Origin of the sequence: Peribacillus sp. TH14, from assembly GCF_016651145.1 — a bacterium.
GTDB classification, from domain to species: Bacteria; Bacillota; Bacilli; order Bacillales; family DSM-1321; genus Peribacillus; species Peribacillus butanolivorans.
On the sequence record NZ_JAEKEK010000001.1, the window covers coordinates 3,651,606 to 3,671,067 of the forward strand.

A 19,462-nucleotide genomic window follows, 5' to 3' on the forward strand; every position below is an offset into this window, starting at 1 on the left:
TTCCATGTAAGTAGAAAAAGGAAATTTGTTTTCCTATGTCGAATTATATTTCATTGAGGTGAAACAAACGTCATGAATAAAAGAATTCAGCAAAATGTTATGATTAAGGGAACAAAAGACGGGTTTATGCTTCATCTCGATGATTCTTGCTCATTTTCCGAATTATTGAAAGAGTTAGAAGCGAAGCTTTCTGCAAACTATCAGTTTCAAGAAAATGACCCGTCTATTTCCGTAAAAGTACATACAGGGAACCGCTATCTAAATGATGAACAAGTGGAAAAGATTAAAGAGGTTATCCATAAAAAGAAGAAACTTTTCGTTGACGAGATGCTTTCGAATGTCCTGACAAAGGATGAAGCGAAACGCTGGAAAGATGAAAACCAAGTGACAACTGTGACCAAGGTGATAAGATCGGGACAGGTGTTTGAAGTTCCCGGCGATCTACTGCTAATTGGAGATGTTAATCCGGACGGAACGGTTCGTGCGGGTGGTAACATATATATTATGGGACAGTTAAAAGGGATAGCCCATGCCGGATATAAGGGGAATAATGAGGCTATTATTGCAGCCTCTGTTATGAAACCCGCTCAGTTGCGTATTGCTGGACAAGTGAATTTATCTCCTGACCAATATACGAAATGGGGGCATGACTTGGAATGTGCCTTCATGGACGAAGAAGAAAATATAATAATAGAAAAGTCTGCAAGTTTTAAAGAAATATAGACCTAATTTAAATAGATTAGAAGGGGGTCTCTAATCGTGGGAGAGGCAATAGTTATTACATCTGGTAAAGGTGGTGTCGGAAAAACAACCACCTCCGCCAACTTAGGAACATCGTTAGCTCTTCTAGGTAAAAAGGTTTGTTTGATTGATACGGATATTGGTCTTCGGAACTTAGATGTGATTATGGGATTGGAAAATCGAATCATCTACGATTTGGTCGATGTGGTCGAAGGGCGCTGCAAAATACATCAAGCGCTTATTAAAGATAAGCATTTCGAGGATCTGCTTTATTTGCTTCCGGCTCCACAAAATAGTGATAAATCAGCGGTAAACGAAGAGCAGATGAGGAAACTCATTAGTGATATGAAACCGGACTATGATTATATCCTCATTGACTGTCCTGCAGGTATTGAGCAGGGCTTTAGGAATGCCATAGCTGGTGCTGACAAAGCAATTATCGTGACGACTGCCGAAAGACCGGCTGTCAGGGATGCGGACCGTATTATTGGTCTGCTCGAAAAAGAAGAGCAGATTGAACCGCCTCAATTGATTATCAACCGGATACGCGGCCATTTACTTCATGAAGATGAGGAAATGGATATCGATGGAGTAACCGATTTTCTTAAAATTGATTTGATCGGCGTCATTCCGGATGATGATCAGGTCATTGTAGCAGCTAATAAAAAGGAACCCATTGCCTATAATCCGGACAATAGAGTCTCGCTTGCCTATAGGAACATTGCCCGAAGGATTCTTGGTGAATCTGTGCCCTTGACTCCGATTGGCGTCGAACCAAAAGGTTTTATGTCAAAATTGAAAAAATTCTTTAGCGTGCGGTAAATTTGAATCAAAAATTATGAAGTGAGTGCATTCAATGCCCTCGCTTTTTTTCTTTTATCCTATCGCAAGCTTAAGGATGGAGAGTTAGATTATATAAAAAAGGCAAGCCATCTATCTTGGCTTGCCTTTTTTATGTGTTGATTAAGTATTAATAAATGCGACAGGTTATCCGCGTCTTCCGCCTCTACCGCCACGTTTTGATTCGGTGCTACGTTTAAGAGTAGATAAATTTTCTTCACTAGTCTTTAAAAAGCGAACCATTTTATCTTCGAAATTTTCCTTTGGTTGGAAATTACCTTTTGAACGAAAGTCTTTAGAACGGCTATCCCCTTGGCGTGGTGGGCGTTTGGTATAAGAAGAGGTTTGCCCTTCGGGTTTATCTATAGCCTTTTTGATGGACAAGGCAGTTTTTCCGTCTTTCTCACTAATCACTTTTACTTCAATTTGGTCGCCTACTTTAAGATGGTCATTAACGTCTTTTACATAGCTATCCGCTACCTCACTGATATGCACAAGACCTGTTGAGCCTCCTGGTAATTCTACGAATGCTCCAAAATTAGTGATACCTGTTACTTTACCTTGTACTTTGCTGCCTATTTCGATTGACATAAAAAAATGTTCCCCCTCAATAATGTTAAAACAACTTCATTATAACAAATTAAGAAGAACAATATCAATTGGATTTTTTTCTCCATGATTTCATTTTCTAAATCAAAGCATAAAATACATCAAAACTCATAGTTTTCAATTAAATTGTTGTTCCGAAATTTATTTTAGAAAGAAAAATTCAGAGGTGTTTAGAAAGAAAATCTTTTCTCCGTCATAGTCTGGACAAGTTGCTCATACGTTGTAATATAGCGCTTTGACATGAGCAGGGGGTGGATTTGGAATGGATGATCGCAGGAAAGATATCCGCAATCGTATTGCCAAGAGACGGAAGTTTAATGATAAACCAGCAGGAAATGGTAGTTGGACGGAGATCAATAATGAGGAACCGTATGGTTTTGATTCATTTAACGGGTATTCCGAGAAAGATCATCCGCTCTTTAAGAAAGAATATTTCTTTTTTAAAATCTTGGCCAGTGTATGTCTATTTCTTATTATTGCGGTGATGTTTAAGCATCCTTCAACGCGGCTGGATTCTGCAAGGAGTTTTGTCACGGAAAACATGAAGCAGGAATTTCAGTTTGCTTCGATTTCCAATTGGTATGAAAGTGCGTTTGGTAAGCCTATCGCTTTTTTACCGACTAAATCTGGGAAAGAAACAGTCGATTCAGGTGAAGGCTATGCGATGCCTGCTTCTGGGAAGATTACCCAAACCTTTGAGACAAACGGCGAGGGAATCATATTGGAAACAAGCAAAGGGTCTAAGGTTGAATCGATCAATGAAGGGGTGGTCATTTTTGCCGGTGAAAAGGAGGGGATTGGAAAGACGGTTGTTATTCAGCATGCTAACAAGAGTGAATCCTGGTATGGGCAACTAGAAAAGATTGATGTGAAACTTTATGAGTTTGTTAATAAAGGGAACGAAGTCGGACAGGTTACAGTAAGTGAAGACGGTTCCAAGGGCAGGTTTTATTTAGCAATAAAAGAAAATGACGCCTTCATCGATCCTAAAAAGGTGATAACCTTTGAGTGAGTATGGAAAATTGCTATTTAAAATCAGAGTACATCCGACACTGTGGTTCGTCATTGGAATCGCCATCCTTACGGCCCATTTCGTTGAAGTGATGATGTTGTTACTCATCGTTTTTATTCATGAGATGGGGCATGCAACCTGTGCTCAGCACTTTAAATGGCGAATTAAGTCAATCCATCTGCTTCCTTTTGGAGGGGCGGTCGAGACTGAGGAGTATGGAAATAAAAGTTTGAAGGAGGATTTGGCCGTCGTGCTTGCCGGTCCGCTTCAACATGTTTGGCTCATCGGAGCGGCTTTTTTGCTCTATTCCCTTTCCTTTATTTCCTATGAGCTTTATCAGCCTTTCTTATATATGAATCTTATGTTGTTGGTTTTTAATTTGCTGCCAATTTGGCCATTGGACGGAGGGAGGCTTTTATTCATTGGTGTATCTCTTTACTGCACCTTTCTTGAAGCACAGAAATATACGCTCTATTTTTCTGCCGCATTCGCACTCCTGGCTTTTTTAACTTGGCTCATTCTCGAACCACTTAACTTGAATATCTGGCTGATCATCTTGTTTATTAGTCTGTCACTTGTCATGGAATGGCGGCAGCGGTATTACGCTTTTATCCGCTTTCTTTTACAGCGTCATTATGGTCATACAAACGATTTGGCGAAACTAAAGCCGATTATGGTGGATTCCCAAGAACCGATTTATAAGGTGCTGGAAATGTTTCAACGCGGCTGTAAGCACCCCGTTATCATTATGAAAAACGGCAAAGAGAGTGGTTCGTTGGATGAAACGGAAATCCTCCATGCCTATTTTTCAGAGAAAATGACAAATGGGAAAATAGGTGACCTATTATATTCTTATTAAATATGATATCCTTTCTTCAAATTGAGGAGAGGATTTTTTTAATGAAAAAGATGATCGCTAACCTATCTTCGCGCGAAAAAAGAGTGGCTGTGCTGGAGAATGATGTGCTACGTAAAATTGAAATCATGCCGCCTCACCAATGCAGTACGGTCGGTAATATTTATCTTGGGAAAGTAACAAAGGTATTACCGGGTATGGATGCAGTCTTTATTGATTATGGAGTAGACAAGAATGGCTTTTTGCATCGTGACGAAATTCCGTCATTCCAACTGACAAAACGAGACGGAAAAGCGGCAATTGGTCAATACGTCCGCCAAGGAGAAAAGCTGCTAGTTCAGGTGACTAGGGATGCAACCGGTACAAAAGGAGCAAAATTGACAGGGTTGATCGAGTTTTCAACAGATTCCCTCGTTTACATACATGGAATAGATTATGTTGGCGTTTCTAAGAAATTCAAAAACGAGCACTTGCAAAAACAGTGGCGGGAAACGGCTGTACAGTTTAAACAGCCTAATGAGGGGTTGATTGTCCGCACATCGATGGAGAATGAAAGCGAAACTGTTTTTTTGAACAGATTATCTTCATTGCGTCAGCTCTATAAAAATCTTGAACTGAAAGCAGCCTCTCTAAAGGCTCCAGCTCTCCTCTATGAGAGAGATAATTTCTTAGAGATGATTATCTCTGAAATGTCGAGAACGGGTTCAGGGGAACTTGCTACCGATGATTTCGAGGCATATCAAGAGTTAAAAAAATGGATACAGGAAAACGGTAAGGAATGGATATTATCCTATGAAACGGGACCAAAAAACATTTTTTCTGAACGGAATGTGGATGGGCAAGTTGAGAAAGTGATGAAGAAAATAGTCTGGCTCGATAACGGAGGCTATTTAATTTTTGAAGAAACGGAAGCGTTCACTGTAATCGACGTCAATTCGGGTAAGTTCACTGGTAAAGTGGAAAAGGAAGCAACGCTGTTTGCAGTGAATCAGGCGGCAGCGAAAGAGGTTGCCCGTCAACTGAGATTGAGAAATATTAGCGGGATTATCCTAATAGATTTCATCAATATGGAGAAGTCACAGCATAAGCTTGAAATTATCGACATTGTCAAAAAGGAAGTAGCGAGGGATGAGAAGCGCGTCCAGGTTATTGGCTTTACAGAACTAGGCATCTTACAGGTTACGAGAAAGAGAACCTCACCGTCACTTAGCGAAATATTGACGATACCCTGTCCTGTATGCAGCGGAAGCGGGAAAGTTGAGAGTGCTGAAACAGTGGCCTTCCGGTTGGAGCGAGAATTGCTGGAACATCGCAAAGAGGATGATGAAGCGGTCTGGGTGGAAGTAAACAAAGCGGTGGCAGACGTGTTACTAGGTGAAAATGAATCATATAGGCCGACATTGGAAGAATTGATTTCTAAAAAGTTATTTCTTTCATTTGTCTCCGGTTCTATAAATACGTATTCTATTAAGCGCTTTGGGAGCATTCAGGAAATCGAGCGAGCTTTCAAGTGATGGACGAGAATTCTTACAAATATATTGACAGCTCTTCCGGTTTCATGATAGGATTTTAATGTTATGTTTGTAGCACCCGTGCTACAACCGCTCAACAACAGGTCTTAAGCTTTTGTCTTTTTGACAAGACGCCTGTGATTGGCGAGTCTGAGACATTTAAGGAGGTGCAAGTATGTACGCAATTATCGAAACTGGCGGTAAACAAATTAAAGTAGCAGCTGGCGAAGCGGTTTACATTGAAAAATTAAACGCAGAAGCAGGCGAAACTGTTACATTTGACAAAGTTTTATTCGTAGGTGGCGAAGACGTGAAAGTCGGTGCTCCACTAGTGGAAGGCGCTACTGTAACAGGTACTGTCGAGAAACAAGGTAAGCAAAAGAAAATCACTGTTTTCAAATACAAAGCGAAGAAAAACAATCGTAAAAAACAAGGTCATCGTCAACCATACACAAAAGTTGTTATCGAAGCAATCAACGCGTAAGGGCTGATTCTAGATGATTAAAGTTGTCTTTGATGCTCCGCAGGAACGGATTACTTCGTTCACCTTAAGCGGACATGCTAATTTTGCTAAAAAAGGTTCAGATATCGTTTGTGCAGGTGTATCGGCTGTTTCCTTCGGGTCAGTCAATGCGATTATGTCCTTAACGGATGTAGAGCCTGAGATTGAGCAAGGGAGAGAGGGCGGCTATCTTCGCTGCGTCATTCCGGAGAATCTTTCACCGGAATCCGAAGAAAAGGTGCAGCTGCTCTTGAACAGTATGCTCATATCGCTGCAAACTATCGAACGTGATTATGGTAAATACATGAAAATTATCCTCAACCAATAGGAGGTGGAACAAATGTTAAGATTAAATCTTCAGTTCTTCGCTTCGAAAAAAGGAGTAGGTTCTACAAAGAACGGACGTGACTCTCAATCTAAGCGTCTTGGCGCTAAACGTGCAGATGGTCAATTCGTTTCTGGTGGTTCTATCCTTTACCGTCAACGCGGAACAAAAATCTATCCAGGTGAGAACGTAGGCCGTGGTGGAGACGATACTCTATACGCTAAAGTAGACGGTGTTGTTAAATTCGAACGTTTCGGACGTGACCGTAAAAAAGTAAGCGTATATCCAGTTGCACAAGAAGCATAATTGGCATCTTTGAACAGAGGCTGACTCAAAAGGGTCTGATTCCTTCTACAAGACACTATATATCGCGTCATTTTTAATAATGGTATGGTATATAGTGAAGAAGGGGTCCGGCCCTTTATTTATACTATAGGAACGATAAATAACCAGCTTTTTGCAGGAGACTTTAGTCATTAGTATAAGAAAAACAACCTCTGACTTACAAAAGGCTCGCCAATAGGCGGGCTTTCTTACCTTTTAGGGGAAAATCTAAGATTACTTTATCCATCACATTTGGTTAGGCCAAATAGACAGTCCAATTCAACTATAATATCTCCAATTGGTGCATAAATAAGGCCCATTCTCTTTATAAGTTCAAATGGCTCTACCATCGTCCAAAGAACTCAGGGTGTGTGGCTGTATTTTTTGGACGGGGGCTTTCATGTGAAGGCATGTGAATCGAGCTTCATTTCCTGTTTGTTGTTTTTTTGATATACTGTACAAATGGAAGTATTCAACATGATAGAGCTGAAAAAAGTTTCTTTATCATAATTGAAGGTGTTAATAATGGATAAAAATTGGACGACTATTGAAACTCTTCGTCAAACCAGGCATGATTGGCTGAATAGAATTCAAATAATAAAAGGGAATCTGGAGTTAAACAAAATTGATCGTGTCAAAGGCATTATTGATGAAATCATTATTGAAACCCAGAATGAAGCACGCCTTACCAATTTGAATTTGCCAAAGTTCAGCGAGATGTTGTTGACGTCGAATTGGAATAACGGATCATTTTATTGCGAATATGAAATTATTGATGTTTTTGAAGGCTCTACTGAGCTGGACGAGCTGATGTATCGTTGGACGAATGATTACTTTAAAGTTTTGGAAAAGAATCTAGACCCATTTTTTGAAAATATTCTAGCTGTTTCTATGTGTAAGAAAGAGATAAGCGATATGCGTTGTTCATTTCATATGCAAGGCAGATTTATCGACCAAGCCGCTGTGATGGGATTTTTAGAAAAGTCGTTAACTGCGGAGCAATCAATTGATATTCTCGAATGTAATGAAGATGAATTATTTTTTAAGATGGATATTAAGTTTTAGAGAAGTATACAGCAAGAAATGACTTGCAGAAAACAAGGAAGTGATAGCATGTTTGTCGATCAAACGAAAGTCTATATAAAAGGCGGAGACGGTGGTAACGGGATAGTTGCTTATCGTCGTGAAAAATTCATACCAAAAGGCGGACCTGCCGGCGGAGACGGTGGTAATGGAGCGAACGTCGTTTTTGAAGTAGAAGAAGGCCTGCGTACGTTAATGGATTTCCGTTATCAGCGCCACTTTAAGGCACCGCGCGGAGAACATGGCATGTCCAAAAACATGCATGGTGCTGCTGCTAAAGATATGATTATTAAAGTTCCACCAGGTACAGTTGTAATTGATGAAAAAACCAAGGAAGTTATTGCTGATTTAGTAGAACACGGACAACGCGCCGTTATCGCTAAGGGTGGACGCGGAGGTCGTGGAAACTCTCGTTTTGCGACTCCAGCTAATCCTGCTCCAGAAATCGCGGAAAACGGTGAACCTGGCCAAGAGCGCGATATAATTATGGAATTGAAATTATTGGCTGATGTAGGTTTGGTTGGTTTTCCTAGTGTCGGAAAATCCACTTTACTTTCTGTCGTATCTGCAGCAAGACCTAAAATTGCCGAATACCATTTTACAACGATTGTACCAAACCTTGGAATGGTAGAAACGGAAGATCACCGTAGCTTTGTAATGGCCGATTTGCCTGGCCTGATTGAAGGTGCTTCTGAAGGAGTAGGTCTTGGACATCAATTCTTACGCCATATTGAAAGAACAAGGGTAATTGTTCATGTAATTGATATGTCAGGCCTTGAAGGTAGAGATCCTTATGAAGACTACCTGACAATCAACAAAGAGCTTGAAGAGTATAACCTGCGCTTGACTGAACGTCCGCAAATCATTGTAGCAAGTAAAATGGATATGCCGGATTCAGCAGAGAATTTAGCCGCATTCAAAGAAAAGCTTGAAGAAGACTTCCCGGTCTTCCCGATTTCTGCCGTAACACGTGTAGGAATCCGAGAGCTACTTTATGCGATTGCTGATAAAATCGAAGAAACACCTGAGTTCCCTCTTGATCATGAAGAAGAGAATACTGGAATCCACCGTGTTCTTTATAAACATACATCACAGTCAGATGAATTTGACATTGAACGCGAATCGGATGGAAGTTTTGCCGTCTCTGGATTCAAGATCGAGCGTCTATTCAAAATGACTGACTTCACTCGTGAAGAGTCCATCCGTCGTTTCGCTAGACAACTTCGTTCATTCGGAGTCGACGAAGGCCTTCGCCAAAAAGGTGCGACAAATGGTGATATCGTCCGTATCCTTGAATATGAATTTGAATTCGTTGATTGATTAGATACCATGATGGCAGGCAAAAGGAGGCGTGCTGAGTTTGAATAAGGCCGATCAGAAATTTTTCCTCGTTCGAGAGGATGTCCTTCCCGAAGCGATGAAAAAAACGCTGGATGCAAAAGAAATGATTGAACGGGGAAAAGCAGAATCAGTTTGGGAAGCAGTACAGCGAGTGGACTTAAGTAGAAGTGCCTTTTACAAATACCGTGACACGGTTTTTCCATTTCATACAGTTGTTAAAGAAAAGCTGATTACCCTGTTCTTCTATCTCGAAGATCGTTCTGGTACTCTATCGGAGCTCTTACGGCTCGTCGCCTCATCAGGTTGCAACATCATGACCATTCACCAAACGATTCCCTTGCAGGGACGAGCCAATGTTACCCTATCTCTAAACACGGGTGGGATGACGATGGATATTAATGATCTGCTTACTAAACTGCGTAAAATGGAGTTCGTCGAAAAAGTCGAAATTATTGGGAACGGCGCATAAAAACAGCCTGTACATTTCACATGTGCAGGCTGTTTTTTTATCAGGGGACGATTTATCGATTAACTATTGTAAAAAATCAGAAAATGACATAACATAAATAGTAGATTTTCCGTGAAAAGGGGATTATAATATGACATCAAAAATAGCATTTCTTGGACCGAAAGCAACGTTCACGGATTTAGCTGTATCGCGACTATTTCCTAATGATATAAAAATACCAATGAACACGATTCCAGACTGCCTTGATGCTGTTCGTGACGGGGAAGTGAATCACGCACTTGTCCCAATCGAGAATGCTTTGGAGGGTTCGGTAAATATTACAATGGATTACTTAGTCCATGATGTGACATTACCGATTAAAGGGGAAGTAACGATTCCAATCCAACAACATTATATGGTGCATCCGGATCATGCATATCCTGGTTTTAAACCGGATATGGTTTATTCGCACTCACATGCTATCGCACAATGCCGGAAATTTCTACATAAAGAACTAAGGGGCATACCTTATGAATATGTCACGTCCACTGCGGCAGCTGCGAAAATGGTGATGGAGAATTCCGATATCAATATTGCTGCGATTGCAAATGACATGGCTGCTGCGGAGTATGGTTTGACGATTGTAAAACAAAATATTCATGATTATGAACATAATCATACAAAATTTATCGTCGTATCTAATAGCGATGTAGATTTTGAAGGGCATTTGACTACTGAGGGCGACAGGAAAACGACGCTTATGGTTCAGCTTCCTGCCGATCATTCAGGGCAGCTGCACCAAGTCCTTTCCGCTTTCTCTTGGAGGAAACTTAACCTTTCTAAGATTGAATCACGACCAATGAAAACAGGATTAGGCAATTACTTTTTCATTATCGACGTCGGAATGGCTCTTGACGATGTTCTCATCCCAGGTGCGATTTCTGAGCTTGAGGCTCTTGGATGTACCGTTTCAATCATGGGCAGCTATCCATGCTTTAAAGTCCAAAATGGTGTACCGCAAAGTTGATTTCTTTAAAGTTGAGAGTAAAGGTTCCTTTCCTCAAAGTTTGACCCAGATGCGGAATTAAACCGTTTAAGCTTACAAGGTTGCAAATTGTTTTCACAGAGAGGTAAATGGTACAACCCTCTTAGTGCATTGATGAGGGAAAATACTTAATAAGAAAAGTGCCCCAGAAGTCTATTCCGGGGCATTTTTTTGTGCAAGTGTTCAATAGAAATTGTATTTCTCTCGTGTACGAGTTCCTAAAACGATTGCCTTACATTTTGTAAAAATATAAAGAAAATAGGCAAAAAGAAATGAATGTCCATTGAAGGATTTTGAAGGTAACTGAAATGGCTATTTTTATTGCGGAAAGAGATAAGGATAAGGATCAAGATAAAGAACAGGAAAAACAAAAATATCAATATCGGAATATAGAGGAGGAACAGTCAGAAGGGGAATTAATACAGGTAATGGGAGGCTGGATACAAGCGGTGAGTTCTATTATTAGTCTTATAGGGCAATTGAGAAGTAATAATGAAGATAACGGCGATGGAGATATCTCTAGTGTAAGCAGAACCAATGATGATAGAATAGGATTATTTTTTCCTTAGTAAATCGTCAAATGGCCGTTCCGAAAAGCGATAGAAACTCATGTTATGGAACGCAAACTGTTTTTTCTAATTTGTGAAATGATGGAAGGTCGATTTATTTGTAACGACGGACGAATAATCTCTTTGAAGGTCGAATTATTCCTGGTCACGGACGAATAATCTCTCTGAAGGTCGAATTATTCCTGGCGACGGACGAATAATCTCTTAGAAGGTCGAATTATTCCTGGCGACGGACGAATAATCTCTCTGAAGGTCGAATTATTCCTGGTCACGGACGAATAATCGGAGGTGTTTTGCATGTGAAAAACGTATTTATATGTGAAGGAAATTGGTCCGTTGTGGATATCAATAAGACCATTTCTTATCTAAAAAAAACATCCTCAAAAGGTATAACTTTTGAGGATGTTTTCGTTTATTCAATCAACTAAAATGCCGGCATTTTTCAAGGCGTTCTCGGCTTCGTCAAGTAGTTCTTCAGAAGACGCGCTAAGTGTATGGAGATGAATGCCGCTTGTTAGTTCTGATAAAAAAGAAGCATTTGTTGCAGTTACTTTGGTGAGGAATTGCTGAACTTCTTTACGATTGCTGACCATAATGGAAGCAGTTAGATCACCGTAAACGGGGTGCTCGATTTTGACATCTTTCACCGTAATGCCGATATCGACGAGTAAAAATAACTCTTCTTGGGCACGAGATGGATCGTGCTGGCAGGCAATGGTCCGCTCCGGCTTTTGAGTGTTCCCTGTTTGTAAATACATATAGCCTTGGCTAGTAGCGATGATAGGTTCATTTCGTGCTTTCAAGAGTGTGATGTCACCGACGATAACCTGCCGGCTTACATTCGTTATTTGTGAAAGCTCGCTACCGGTTACTGGTTGCTCGCTTGTTTGTAATATATGTAAGAGTTTCGTCCGTCTTTCTTCACCAAGTAATTTCTTTTTTTCCATAATAATTCACCTCGTTATTTACAAACAGTTTACCACAGAATAGAGAATCTTATCGAATCACAGCTATTCCTGCAAGACAGTCTGCTAAGATACGAATATCGTCCACTGTCGTGTTTTTTCCAAAAGAAAGCCGGACAAATTGATGGGCTTCTTCTTCGCTTTTTCCAATAGCTATCATTGTTTTTGACGGATTTTGTTTGCCGATTTGGCAAGCGCTACCCGTGGATACCGCAAAGCCCTGCTGATTTAATTCTAGCATGATGTATTGTCCTTGTAATCCGGAAAATGTCAACGCCAGAATGTGAGGCAATTGCTGGTTTGACGCTTCGATAACTTGAAAATCAATCTTTTTTTCCTCGAGTAGCCGAATCAATTGCTGCCGAATCTGAAAAATCCGGTTTCGTTCATCTTCCATGGTTTTCGCTAATTTTTTTGCAGCCGTAACGAAGGAAGCTATACCAGGAACATTGACAGTCCCTGCACGAAAACCATGTTCATGAGTGATATTGGGTATTGAGGACTTTAGATGATGGATGCCCGGGAAAATGACGGCCCCAATGCCTTTTGGGCCATATACTTTATGGCTCGAAATAGCAAGACTATCACATACGGCAGATATCTCATCAAGCGGTAATTTAGCAAATGATTGAACACAATCTACATGCAAAAAGGCATCATGGTCGCGAACGATTTTGCTTAATTGTTCGATAGGTTGAATGACTCCGATTTCTGAATTTACATGTTGAACAATGACTAAGCAAGTCCGCCCCGAAATACAATCTTGTAGATGTTCGATGTCAACACGTCCGTCTTTCAAATGACGTAAATACGTAACATCGAAGCCGTTGTTTGCAAGTTTGCTGACATAATTGGCTATGGATGCATGTTCAGTTTGGCTTACAATTAAGTGATTCTGCCAGGCAGGCTTTGAGGCGATGAATGTATCTATTGCGATCATGTTGCTTTCTGAACCGCCGCTCGTAAAGACGATCCCTTCCTTTTTTATGTCTAGCATTTCCGCTATTTGCTGCCGTGACATATCTAATAAACGTGCTGCATCTGATCCGATATCATGCAAACTGCTCGCATTGCCAAAAAACTTCCGAGATGCTTCAACAAAGACATCTAGTGCTTCATTATCCATCGGTGTTGAGGCCGCATAATCTAAATAAATCAAGAAATCACTTCCATCCTCTAAACTTAAAAAACTCTTGATAATAGTTTAATAATATGTAAATATAGTTGTCAAGACACCTGTCGTAAACAGGAGGAATGAAATAATGGAAAGAACGGAAGTCGTAGTGATAGGAAGCGGCATTGCTGCCTTGAAAACTGCATTAGAAGTAAGCCAGCATAAGCATGTGATACTCATCACAAAATCAAAGATTCGTCACAGTAATTCCTATTTAGCGCAAGGCGGAATTGCTGCAGCAATATCTGATCAGGACGAAGTATCTTATCATAAAAAAGATACGTTGGCAGCCGGTCAGAAATATAACGATGTACATGCTGTCGTAAAATTAGTAGAAGAGGCTCCCTTGGTGATATCTGAACTCATCCAATCCGGTATGCAATTCGACCGCGATCAAGATGGCGGACTTATGCTTGGCATGGAGGGTGCGCACAGCCAAAGAAGAATCCTTCATAGTCATGGAGATGCTACAGGTAAGTACATCATGGAGCATCTAATAGATGGCTTGAAAAAATCAACGATACAGGTGCTCGAGGATACTGCAGCGGTGGAATTGATTATAGGAAAAGATGGTTCTTGTATTGGGGTCAAAACGCTGCAAAAGGAAGGCGGATTTGTATCTTACTATGCAGAACAAACTGTATTGGCAACAGGTGGCTGCGGTTCTCTATACAGAATTACTTCTAATTCACAGACTGTTTCAGGAGATGGAATCGCACTTGCTTTCAAAGCTGGGGCACGAGTGCGTGATATGGAATTTATCCAGTTTCATCCGACTCTTCTTTTTATTAATGGTAAAGCAGAGGGGCTCGTTTCAGAGGCGGTCCGCGGTGATGGTGCACAATTAGTGAATGAAATGGGCAAGCCCATCATGGAAGATGTCCACAGAATGAAAGACCTTGCACCAAGACATATTGTGGCACAGACGATTTTTTCTTATTTGCAGCGCGGTGAAAAGGTATTTTTGGATATTTCGATGATTAAGGATTTTAAAAAACGTTTTCCAACTGTGACTTCATTATGTGAAAAAAGCGATATCGACCTTAAATTCGGAAAAATCCCGGTTGCACCTGGAAACCATTTTTTGATGGGTGGAGTTGAAGTGGATCAATGGGGACAAACTTCTGTCGCCTCCTTATATGCAGTTGGTGAAGTAGCTTGTACTGGCGTTCATGGAGCAAACCGTTTGGCAAGCAATTCACTTCTAGAAGGGCTTGTTTTTGGAAATACGCTTGGTCATTTCCTTGCTCATATGCCCTCTAGAACCATACCGTTAGAAAAAGAGCATTCAAAATGTTACACCCTTTTATCCGCAATACCTGATTTGGCTACATTGCAGGAAATGTTAATGAGCGAAGCAGGAATTGTTCGAGATGAAGCGGGTTTAACTCGTTTAAAGGACTATCTTGAATCTTTTGATATAGAAAAATTGCTGCATATGGAAGTTACTGCATTATCAATAAACGAAATAACAAAAATCAATGCCATACTCGTAGCGTGGCTGATTGCTGAATCCGCTTTGACTAGAACGGAAAGCAGGGGCGGTCATTTTCGCAGTGACTATCCAAGGGAAGATGACTCCTTGTGGCTGAAAAACTCTGTTATCCTTGCTTGCACGGATGTGAAAAACCGAGTGAAAGGGAGAAGACTATATGAACACATTGAAGCTTAAGCAGATGCTGCAACAATTTTTGATAGAAGATATAGGTGAATGCGATGTAACGAGTGATACGATTTTTAATCAAGATGAACAGGGTACTTTGACGTTCATCGCAAAAGAAGATGGCGTCTTTAGTGGGAGTGCTGTCATCAACACGGGATTTGCGCTACTGGATCACCAAATACTGATTGAACTGTTTGTCCAAGATGGAGAAGTGTTTGAAACAGGCCAACAGCTTGCAAGAATAACCGGCAATATGGCTGCGCTTCTAAAAGGGGAAAGAGTAGTTTTGAATTTAGTGCAACGCATGTCCGCTATTGCAACACAGGCGCATAAAGCAACCATGATTTTAGCTGGTACAAAAACAAGGGCTTGTGATACTAGGAAAACTACACCAGGTCTGAGGATGCTTGAAAAATATGCGGTCCGATCTGGTGGGGCCTTCAATCACCGATATGGATTGTATGATGCCGTCATGATTAAGGACAACCATATTTCTTTTGCCGGTTCTATCACGAAGGCAGTACAAACAGTCAAAGCTAAGCTGGGACATACCACGAAAGTCGAAGTGGAAACGGAATCAGCAGATCAAGTGCAAGAAGCAGTTGAAGCAGGTGCCGATATTATCATGTTCGATAACCGGAGTCCTGAAGAAATTAAACAACTGATCAAATTGGTGCCTGAACATATTATCACTGAAGCTTCAGGCGGGATTAACTTGAGTAATTTAGCTTTATATCGGGAAACAGGGGTTGATTATATATCATTGGGCAGTTTAACGCACAGTGTTAGGGCACTTGATATTAGTGCAAAGGTTGCAGAACGTGAGGGGGTAATTAAATGAACATACTGGAGATGGCCAAAACAGCAGGGAATGTATTACCTGAAACATATAAAGCGATGACAAAGGAGGAAATGGAGAGGCGGGTCCGTAAGATTAAACAGCAACTTGGGAGCCGATTGTATATTCCAGGTCACCATTATCAACGTGAGGAAGTCATTCAATTTTCGGATGTAACTGGTGATTCACTTCAGCTAGCTCAACTTTCTGCGCAAAATCGTGAAGCGGAGTTTATCGTGTTTTGTGGCGTGCATTTTATGGCTGAAACAGCCGATATTTTGACAACAGAAGGACAGACAGTTATCCTGCCGGACATGCGTGCGGGCTGTTCGATGGCAGATATGGCGGATATTGACCAAACAGAACGTGCTTGGACAAAGCTGCAGTCCATGTTTGGTGATACGATTCTTCCGCTAACATATGTCAATTCAACAGCGGCAATCAAGGCTTTTGTCGGAAAAAACGGCGGAGCGACTGTAACTTCTTCAAATGCACAGGGAATGGTCTCTTGGGCCCTCTCGCAAAAAGAACGAATTCTCTTCCTTCCGGATCAGCATCTTGGGAGGAATACAGCCTATGACCTTGGAATCCCGTTGAAGCAGATGGCTGTTTGGGACCCTCATAATGATGAATTAATCTATGAAGGGGAGCTAGAAGACTTGAAGGTGCTTCTTTGGAAAGGGCATTGCTCTGTTCATGAAAACTTTACAACAGCGAATATTGAAACGCTTAGGGCTGAGCAACCGGAAATGAATATAATTGTTCATCCAGAATGCCGCCGTGAAGTAGTCGCCTTATCAGACTATAATGGCTCGACATCCTATATCATTAACATGATTGAAAAAGCAAAATCAGGAAGTTCCTGGGCAATTGGCACGGAAATGAACCTTGTCAAGCGGCTTATCGCAAATAATCCTGACAAAAATATCATCTCTTTGAACCCGAATATGTGTCCATGTCTCACGATGAACCGAATTGATCTGCCGCATCTGCTTTGGGCTCTCGAATCAATTGCAGAAGGTACAGTAATTAATCCGATAAAAGTAGAAAAGAAGATTGCGGATAACGCCATTCTAGCTTTGAACCGAATGCTTGAACGTGTTTGAATAGATTATTTGTTTTTTTCGGAGTCTTAAAAACATCTACTGATGATTATGATTAGCATCTTGTTTAAATAATAAATAGGGGGTTCATAAAAGACCCTCTATTTATTAGTATCGATAGAAAAAATGAGAATCTTTTAAAAAAACCTAGAGATTACTTGCTTTAAAGGTATCGCCTTCATTCATGTTTCCGGATTTAAATCCTTTATTAAACCACCGCTTTCTCTGTTCGAAGGTACCGTGCGTGAAGCTATCCGGAACAACATAGCCTTGTGCTTTTTTTTGAATACGGTCATCACCAACTCCGCTGGCTGCATTCAATGCTTCCTCGAGATCACCTTCCTCAAGTAAATTCTCTCCTTGGACATGATGGGCCCAAACTCCGGCCAAATAGTCGGCCTGTAATTCAAGACTAATCTAACTCCGCCTCCAATTCCAGCTACACCTTTGCCGCTAATTCCTCTTTTGTCCTCAACGTTTGAGCTCCCCTATCTTCCCTTCCATTTCATTATTTTTTTCCCCCTAGAATGCAATTTATGTACCTGAAATACAGCCTTAGGTTATTTACTTTCTTATACCCGAATTTCCTTCAGTTTAGATAGAGGGAAGCCTTTGCATGAAGGATCCAATGATAAAAAACCACTGCGATCCCTTTTCTAGGAATTCAAGCAGTGGTTTCACTTCTAGTTATATTTTTTCTACATCAATCAAAGATAATGTTTCCTGAAAAAAGGATGACTCCAAAGTGAATGATATTTCTTTTTTCAGTATGTGAACCGTAACTTTATCTTCTCTTAAAAGTTCCATTCTTGTTCCTTATTCAGTGATCCAATCATAAAAGTCAATTTTCATGCATAAGTTTTCATGATAAAAATAATAGCAATTTACCCACTACATCATAGTATATATGGACATATGCACAGGAGGGGTTAACAGCGTGAAAATTCATATAGTCCAAAAAGGCGATACGCTTTGGAAGCTCGCCAAAAAATACGGCGTCAGTTTTGAAGAACTGAAAAAAGTAAACGCTCAATTAAGCAACCCGGATATGATGATGCCGGGAATGAAAATTAAAATACCTGGAACATCTGGAGCTGTAAAAAAAGAAACCATTATACCCAGCACAAACATTCCATCAGGAATGAAAGAAACTCAAATTCACCCTGCACATAAGAAAGAACAGCAAATTATGCCGAAACCGCCTATGAAAGAACAGCAGATCATTCCTAAAAAAGAACAGCAAATTGTTCAGCCAAAGCCTATTATTAAAGAAAAACAAATAGTTGTTCCGAAAGAAGTACCGGTACCCATTCCGGTAGTCCCGGAAATCGATATTAATAATTATTATATGGTCAATATGACTAATATGAGTGTGCAAAAGCCCCCAGCGCCACCTCCTTTACCAAAGAAAAAAGAAAAGGCAGTGGCACAAAAAAAGAAAAAGCCAGCAGTTCAGGAGGTTTACGAAGAGCAGCCAGTTGTTCAGGAAATTTGTGAGCCTGTCGATGATTGCATTCCCGTAACACCAATCATGCCTGGAAGTGGTTTTTGTATTCAGCCGCCCCCTTGGGCGTGTATGCCTATGCAAGGAGTCCCTTATCAAGGTGTTCCTGGGTTTCAGCCTGCTCCAGCTATGCAAGGCTATCAAATGATGGAAGAAAGTTCAGACGTATGGGGAGAATCGCCTGACATGCATACAATGGGTCAAGGATATGTCCAAGGAGCCCAGCAAAATTATCCATATCAAGCATCAGCACCGGTTCCACACCATTTTTATGGAGGAATGGCGCAACAGTATCAAGTAGCAGGTTCTCATATGCAAGAAGCTTATGAGTCATCTGCTGAATCGCCATCTTTCCACGATTATCAAAATTTCCCTCAGCAACATTTTACACAGCATGCGGGTAAAAAAGAGGAAGATTGCGGCTGTAATAAAGGAATAATTGGATCATACGGACCGGAAGTGAAGGGTCAGTACCATGCCAATCAGGCGGGAAATCCTTATGCACATCACCATCCTGATTATCATCAATATCAAGCAGCTCAACCACAACAGATGCAACATCAATATGAAGAAGAGTCTTCAGAATCCGGTTTTATGGGAATGGGAGGTCAGCAAGGAGGTCAACCGGGAATGATGGGAGGCCAGCAAGGAGGTCAACCGGGAATGATGGGAGGCCAGCAAGGAGGTCAACCGGGAATGATGGGAGGCCAGCAAGGAGGTCAACCGGGAATGATGGGTGGCCAGCAAGGAGGTCAACCGGGAATGATGGGAGGCCAGCAAGGAGGTCAACCATGGATGATGGGTGGCCAGCAAGGAGGTCAACCGGGAATGATGGGAGGCCAGCAAGGAGGTCAACCGGGAATGATGGGAGGCCAACAAGGAGGTCAACCATGGATGATGGGTGGCCAGCAAGGGGGTCAACCGGGAATGATGGGAGGCCAGCAAGGGGGTCAACCGGGAATGATGGGAGGCCAGCAAGGGGGTCAACCGGGAATGATGGGAGGCCAGC

General features: G+C 41.2%; 19 protein-coding genes, 2 pseudogenes and 1 other annotated feature. Of the genes and pseudogenes, 17 read left to right on the plus strand and 4 right to left on the minus strand.

Annotation, left to right across the window (positions count from 1 at the left end; genetic code table 11):
• The first annotated feature begins 72 nt into the window (after positions 1–72).
• Together minC and minD are read left to right on the plus strand one after the other, a co-directional pair.
• Entirely contained in the window at positions 73–723 is a 651-nt protein-coding gene (gene minC, locus JFU50_RS17695) for a septum site-determining protein MinC (RefSeq protein WP_342366286.1), read from the plus strand.
• Between the two features lie 36 nt (positions 724–759).
• Entirely contained in the window at positions 760–1,563 is an 804-nt protein-coding gene (gene minD / locus JFU50_RS17700) for a septum site-determining protein MinD (protein ID WP_053347158.1), read from the plus strand.
• Positions 1,564–1,728: 165 nt separating this feature from the next.
• Here the strand turns inward: minD and JFU50_RS17705 are convergent, their stop codons facing one another.
• On the minus strand, positions 1,729–2,172 hold the full coding sequence (locus JFU50_RS17705) for a S1 domain-containing RNA-binding protein (RefSeq protein ID WP_053347157.1): 444 nt from the start codon (positions 2,170–2,172) through the stop codon (positions 1,729–1,731).
• Positions 2,173–2,452: 280 nt separating this feature from the next.
• Between JFU50_RS17705 and JFU50_RS17710 the strand changes: the two genes are divergently transcribed.
• The 11 genes from JFU50_RS17710 to JFU50_RS17760 all read left to right on the plus strand — a co-directional run bounded on the left by JFU50_RS17710 (position 2,453) and on the right by JFU50_RS17760 (position 11,206).
• Positions 2,453–3,202 carry a M23 family metallopeptidase gene (locus tag JFU50_RS17710; protein ID WP_201186038.1) on the plus strand — a complete coding sequence of 250 codons (750 nt, stop codon included), beginning with the start codon at positions 2,453–2,455 and terminating at the stop codon, positions 3,200–3,202.
• Positions 3,195–4,061 (plus strand): M50 family metallopeptidase, encoded by an 867-nt coding sequence (locus tag JFU50_RS17715; RefSeq protein WP_201186036.1) that lies wholly within the window; start codon positions 3,195–3,197, stop codon positions 4,059–4,061. Before JFU50_RS17710 ends, JFU50_RS17715 begins: the two co-directional genes overlap by 8 nt.
• Before the next feature lie 41 nt (positions 4,062–4,102).
• On the plus strand, positions 4,103–5,572 hold the full coding sequence (locus tag JFU50_RS17720) for an Rne/Rng family ribonuclease (protein WP_201223489.1): 1,470 nt from the start codon (positions 4,103–4,105) through the stop codon (positions 5,570–5,572).
• 75 nt (positions 5,573–5,647) lie between these two features.
• Positions 5,648–5,731 (plus strand) — a sequence feature (ribosomal protein L21 leader region).
• 13 nt (positions 5,732–5,744) lie between these two features.
• Positions 5,745–6,053 (plus strand): 50S ribosomal protein L21, encoded by a 309-nt coding sequence (rplU, locus tag JFU50_RS17725; RefSeq protein WP_034308849.1) that lies wholly within the window; start codon positions 5,745–5,747, stop codon positions 6,051–6,053.
• 13 nt (positions 6,054–6,066) lie between these two features.
• Positions 6,067–6,399 (plus strand): ribosomal-processing cysteine protease Prp, encoded by a 333-nt coding sequence (locus tag JFU50_RS17730; protein WP_201186032.1) that lies wholly within the window; start codon positions 6,067–6,069, stop codon positions 6,397–6,399.
• Positions 6,400–6,411: 12 nt separating this feature from the next.
• Positions 6,412–6,702, plus strand: a complete 291-nt coding sequence (gene rpmA / locus JFU50_RS17735) for a 50S ribosomal protein L27 (RefSeq protein ID WP_034308845.1) — start codon at positions 6,412–6,414, stop codon at positions 6,700–6,702.
• Positions 6,703–7,245: 543 nt separating this feature from the next.
• Positions 7,246–7,785 (plus strand): Spo0B domain-containing protein, encoded by a 540-nt coding sequence (locus JFU50_RS17740; RefSeq protein ID WP_098174964.1) that lies wholly within the window; start codon positions 7,246–7,248, stop codon positions 7,783–7,785.
• Positions 7,786–7,833: 48 nt separating this feature from the next.
• Positions 7,834–9,123 (plus strand): GTPase ObgE, encoded by a 1,290-nt coding sequence (gene obgE / locus JFU50_RS17745; RefSeq protein ID WP_056525531.1) that lies wholly within the window; start codon positions 7,834–7,836, stop codon positions 9,121–9,123.
• A 40-nt stretch (positions 9,124–9,163) separates the two neighbouring features.
• The gene (locus JFU50_RS17750; RefSeq protein ID WP_053347150.1) at positions 9,164–9,613 is read left to right on the plus strand and encodes an ACT domain-containing protein; all 450 of its coding nucleotides are present in this window, start codon (positions 9,164–9,166) and stop codon (positions 9,611–9,613) included.
• 130 nt (positions 9,614–9,743) lie between these two features.
• Positions 9,744–10,619, plus strand: a complete 876-nt coding sequence (gene pheA / locus JFU50_RS17755) for a prephenate dehydratase (RefSeq protein ID WP_201223491.1) — start codon at positions 9,744–9,746, stop codon at positions 10,617–10,619.
• Positions 10,620–10,945: 326 nt separating this feature from the next.
• The gene (locus JFU50_RS17760; RefSeq protein WP_201223493.1) at positions 10,946–11,206 is read left to right on the plus strand and encodes a hypothetical protein; all 261 of its coding nucleotides are present in this window, start codon (positions 10,946–10,948) and stop codon (positions 11,204–11,206) included.
• Positions 11,207–11,622: 416 nt separating this feature from the next.
• Here JFU50_RS17760 and JFU50_RS17765 read toward each other — a convergent pair whose 3' ends face one another.
• Entirely contained in the window at positions 11,623–12,156 is a 534-nt protein-coding gene (locus tag JFU50_RS17765; protein WP_201187975.1) for a transcription repressor NadR, read from the minus strand.
• Between the two features lie 46 nt (positions 12,157–12,202).
• Entirely contained in the window at positions 12,203–13,330 is a 1,128-nt protein-coding gene (locus JFU50_RS17770; RefSeq protein ID WP_201223495.1) for an IscS subfamily cysteine desulfurase, read from the minus strand.
• 103 nt (positions 13,331–13,433) lie between these two features.
• Between JFU50_RS17770 and nadB the strand changes: the two genes are divergently transcribed.
• Genes nadB through nadA form a run of 3 tightly spaced genes read left to right on the plus strand, consistent with a single transcriptional unit; the run spans position 13,434 to position 16,952 of the window.
• Positions 13,434–15,017 carry an L-aspartate oxidase gene (nadB, locus tag JFU50_RS17775; protein WP_201223497.1) on the plus strand — a complete coding sequence of 528 codons (1,584 nt, stop codon included), beginning with the start codon at positions 13,434–13,436 and terminating at the stop codon, positions 15,015–15,017.
• Positions 14,998–15,849, plus strand: a complete 852-nt coding sequence (nadC, locus tag JFU50_RS17780; protein WP_201223499.1) for a carboxylating nicotinate-nucleotide diphosphorylase — start codon at positions 14,998–15,000, stop codon at positions 15,847–15,849. Before nadB ends, nadC begins: the two co-directional genes overlap by 20 nt.
• Positions 15,846–16,952, plus strand: coding sequence for a quinolinate synthase NadA (nadA, locus tag JFU50_RS17785; protein WP_201223501.1), 1,107 nt, complete (start codon positions 15,846–15,848; stop codon positions 16,950–16,952). Before nadC ends, nadA begins: the two co-directional genes overlap by 4 nt.
• Before the next feature lie 144 nt (positions 16,953–17,096).
• Here the strand turns inward: nadA and JFU50_RS17790 are convergent.
• Positions 17,097–17,366: pseudogene (locus JFU50_RS17790) on the minus strand (neutral zinc metallopeptidase); the annotation flags it as partial.
• Positions 17,367–17,886: 520 nt separating this feature from the next.
• On the opposite strand from JFU50_RS17790, the pseudogene safA reads away from it, so the two are divergent.
• A pseudogene (gene safA, locus JFU50_RS31765) lies at positions 17,887–18,031 on the plus strand (SafA/ExsA family spore coat assembly protein); the annotation flags it as partial.
• Positions 18,032–19,462: the final 1,431 nt, after the last annotated feature.

Excerpts from the sequence above, each read along its gene's own strand:
- minC (WP_342366286.1), top strand. The coding sequence starts at position 73 with ATGAATAAAAGAATTCAGCAAAATGTTATGATTAAGGGAACAAAAGAC.
- JFU50_RS17705 (WP_053347157.1), bottom strand. The coding sequence starts at position 2,172 with ATGTCAATCGAAATAGGCAGCAAAGTACAAGGTAAAGTAACAGGTATC.
- JFU50_RS17710 (WP_201186038.1), top strand. The coding sequence starts at position 2,453 with ATGGATGATCGCAGGAAAGATATCCGCAATCGTATTGCCAAGAGACGG.
- JFU50_RS17720 (WP_201223489.1), top strand. The coding sequence starts at position 4,103 with ATGAAAAAGATGATCGCTAACCTATCTTCGCGCGAAAAAAGAGTGGCT.
- rplU (WP_034308849.1), top strand. The coding sequence starts at position 5,745 with ATGTACGCAATTATCGAAACTGGCGGTAAACAAATTAAAGTAGCAGCT.
- JFU50_RS17730 (WP_201186032.1), top strand. The coding sequence starts at position 6,067 with ATGATTAAAGTTGTCTTTGATGCTCCGCAGGAACGGATTACTTCGTTC.
- rpmA (WP_034308845.1), top strand. The coding sequence starts at position 6,412 with ATGTTAAGATTAAATCTTCAGTTCTTCGCTTCGAAAAAAGGAGTAGGT.
- JFU50_RS17740 (WP_098174964.1), top strand. The coding sequence starts at position 7,246 with ATGGATAAAAATTGGACGACTATTGAAACTCTTCGTCAAACCAGGCAT.
- obgE (WP_056525531.1), top strand. The coding sequence starts at position 7,834 with ATGTTTGTCGATCAAACGAAAGTCTATATAAAAGGCGGAGACGGTGGT.
- pheA (WP_201223491.1), top strand. The coding sequence starts at position 9,744 with ATGACATCAAAAATAGCATTTCTTGGACCGAAAGCAACGTTCACGGAT.
- JFU50_RS17760 (WP_201223493.1), top strand. The coding sequence starts at position 10,946 with ATGGCTATTTTTATTGCGGAAAGAGATAAGGATAAGGATCAAGATAAA.
- nadB (WP_201223497.1), top strand. The coding sequence starts at position 13,434 with ATGGAAAGAACGGAAGTCGTAGTGATAGGAAGCGGCATTGCTGCCTTG.
- nadC (WP_201223499.1), top strand. The coding sequence starts at position 14,998 with ATGAACACATTGAAGCTTAAGCAGATGCTGCAACAATTTTTGATAGAA.
- nadA (WP_201223501.1), top strand. The coding sequence starts at position 15,846 with ATGAACATACTGGAGATGGCCAAAACAGCAGGGAATGTATTACCTGAA.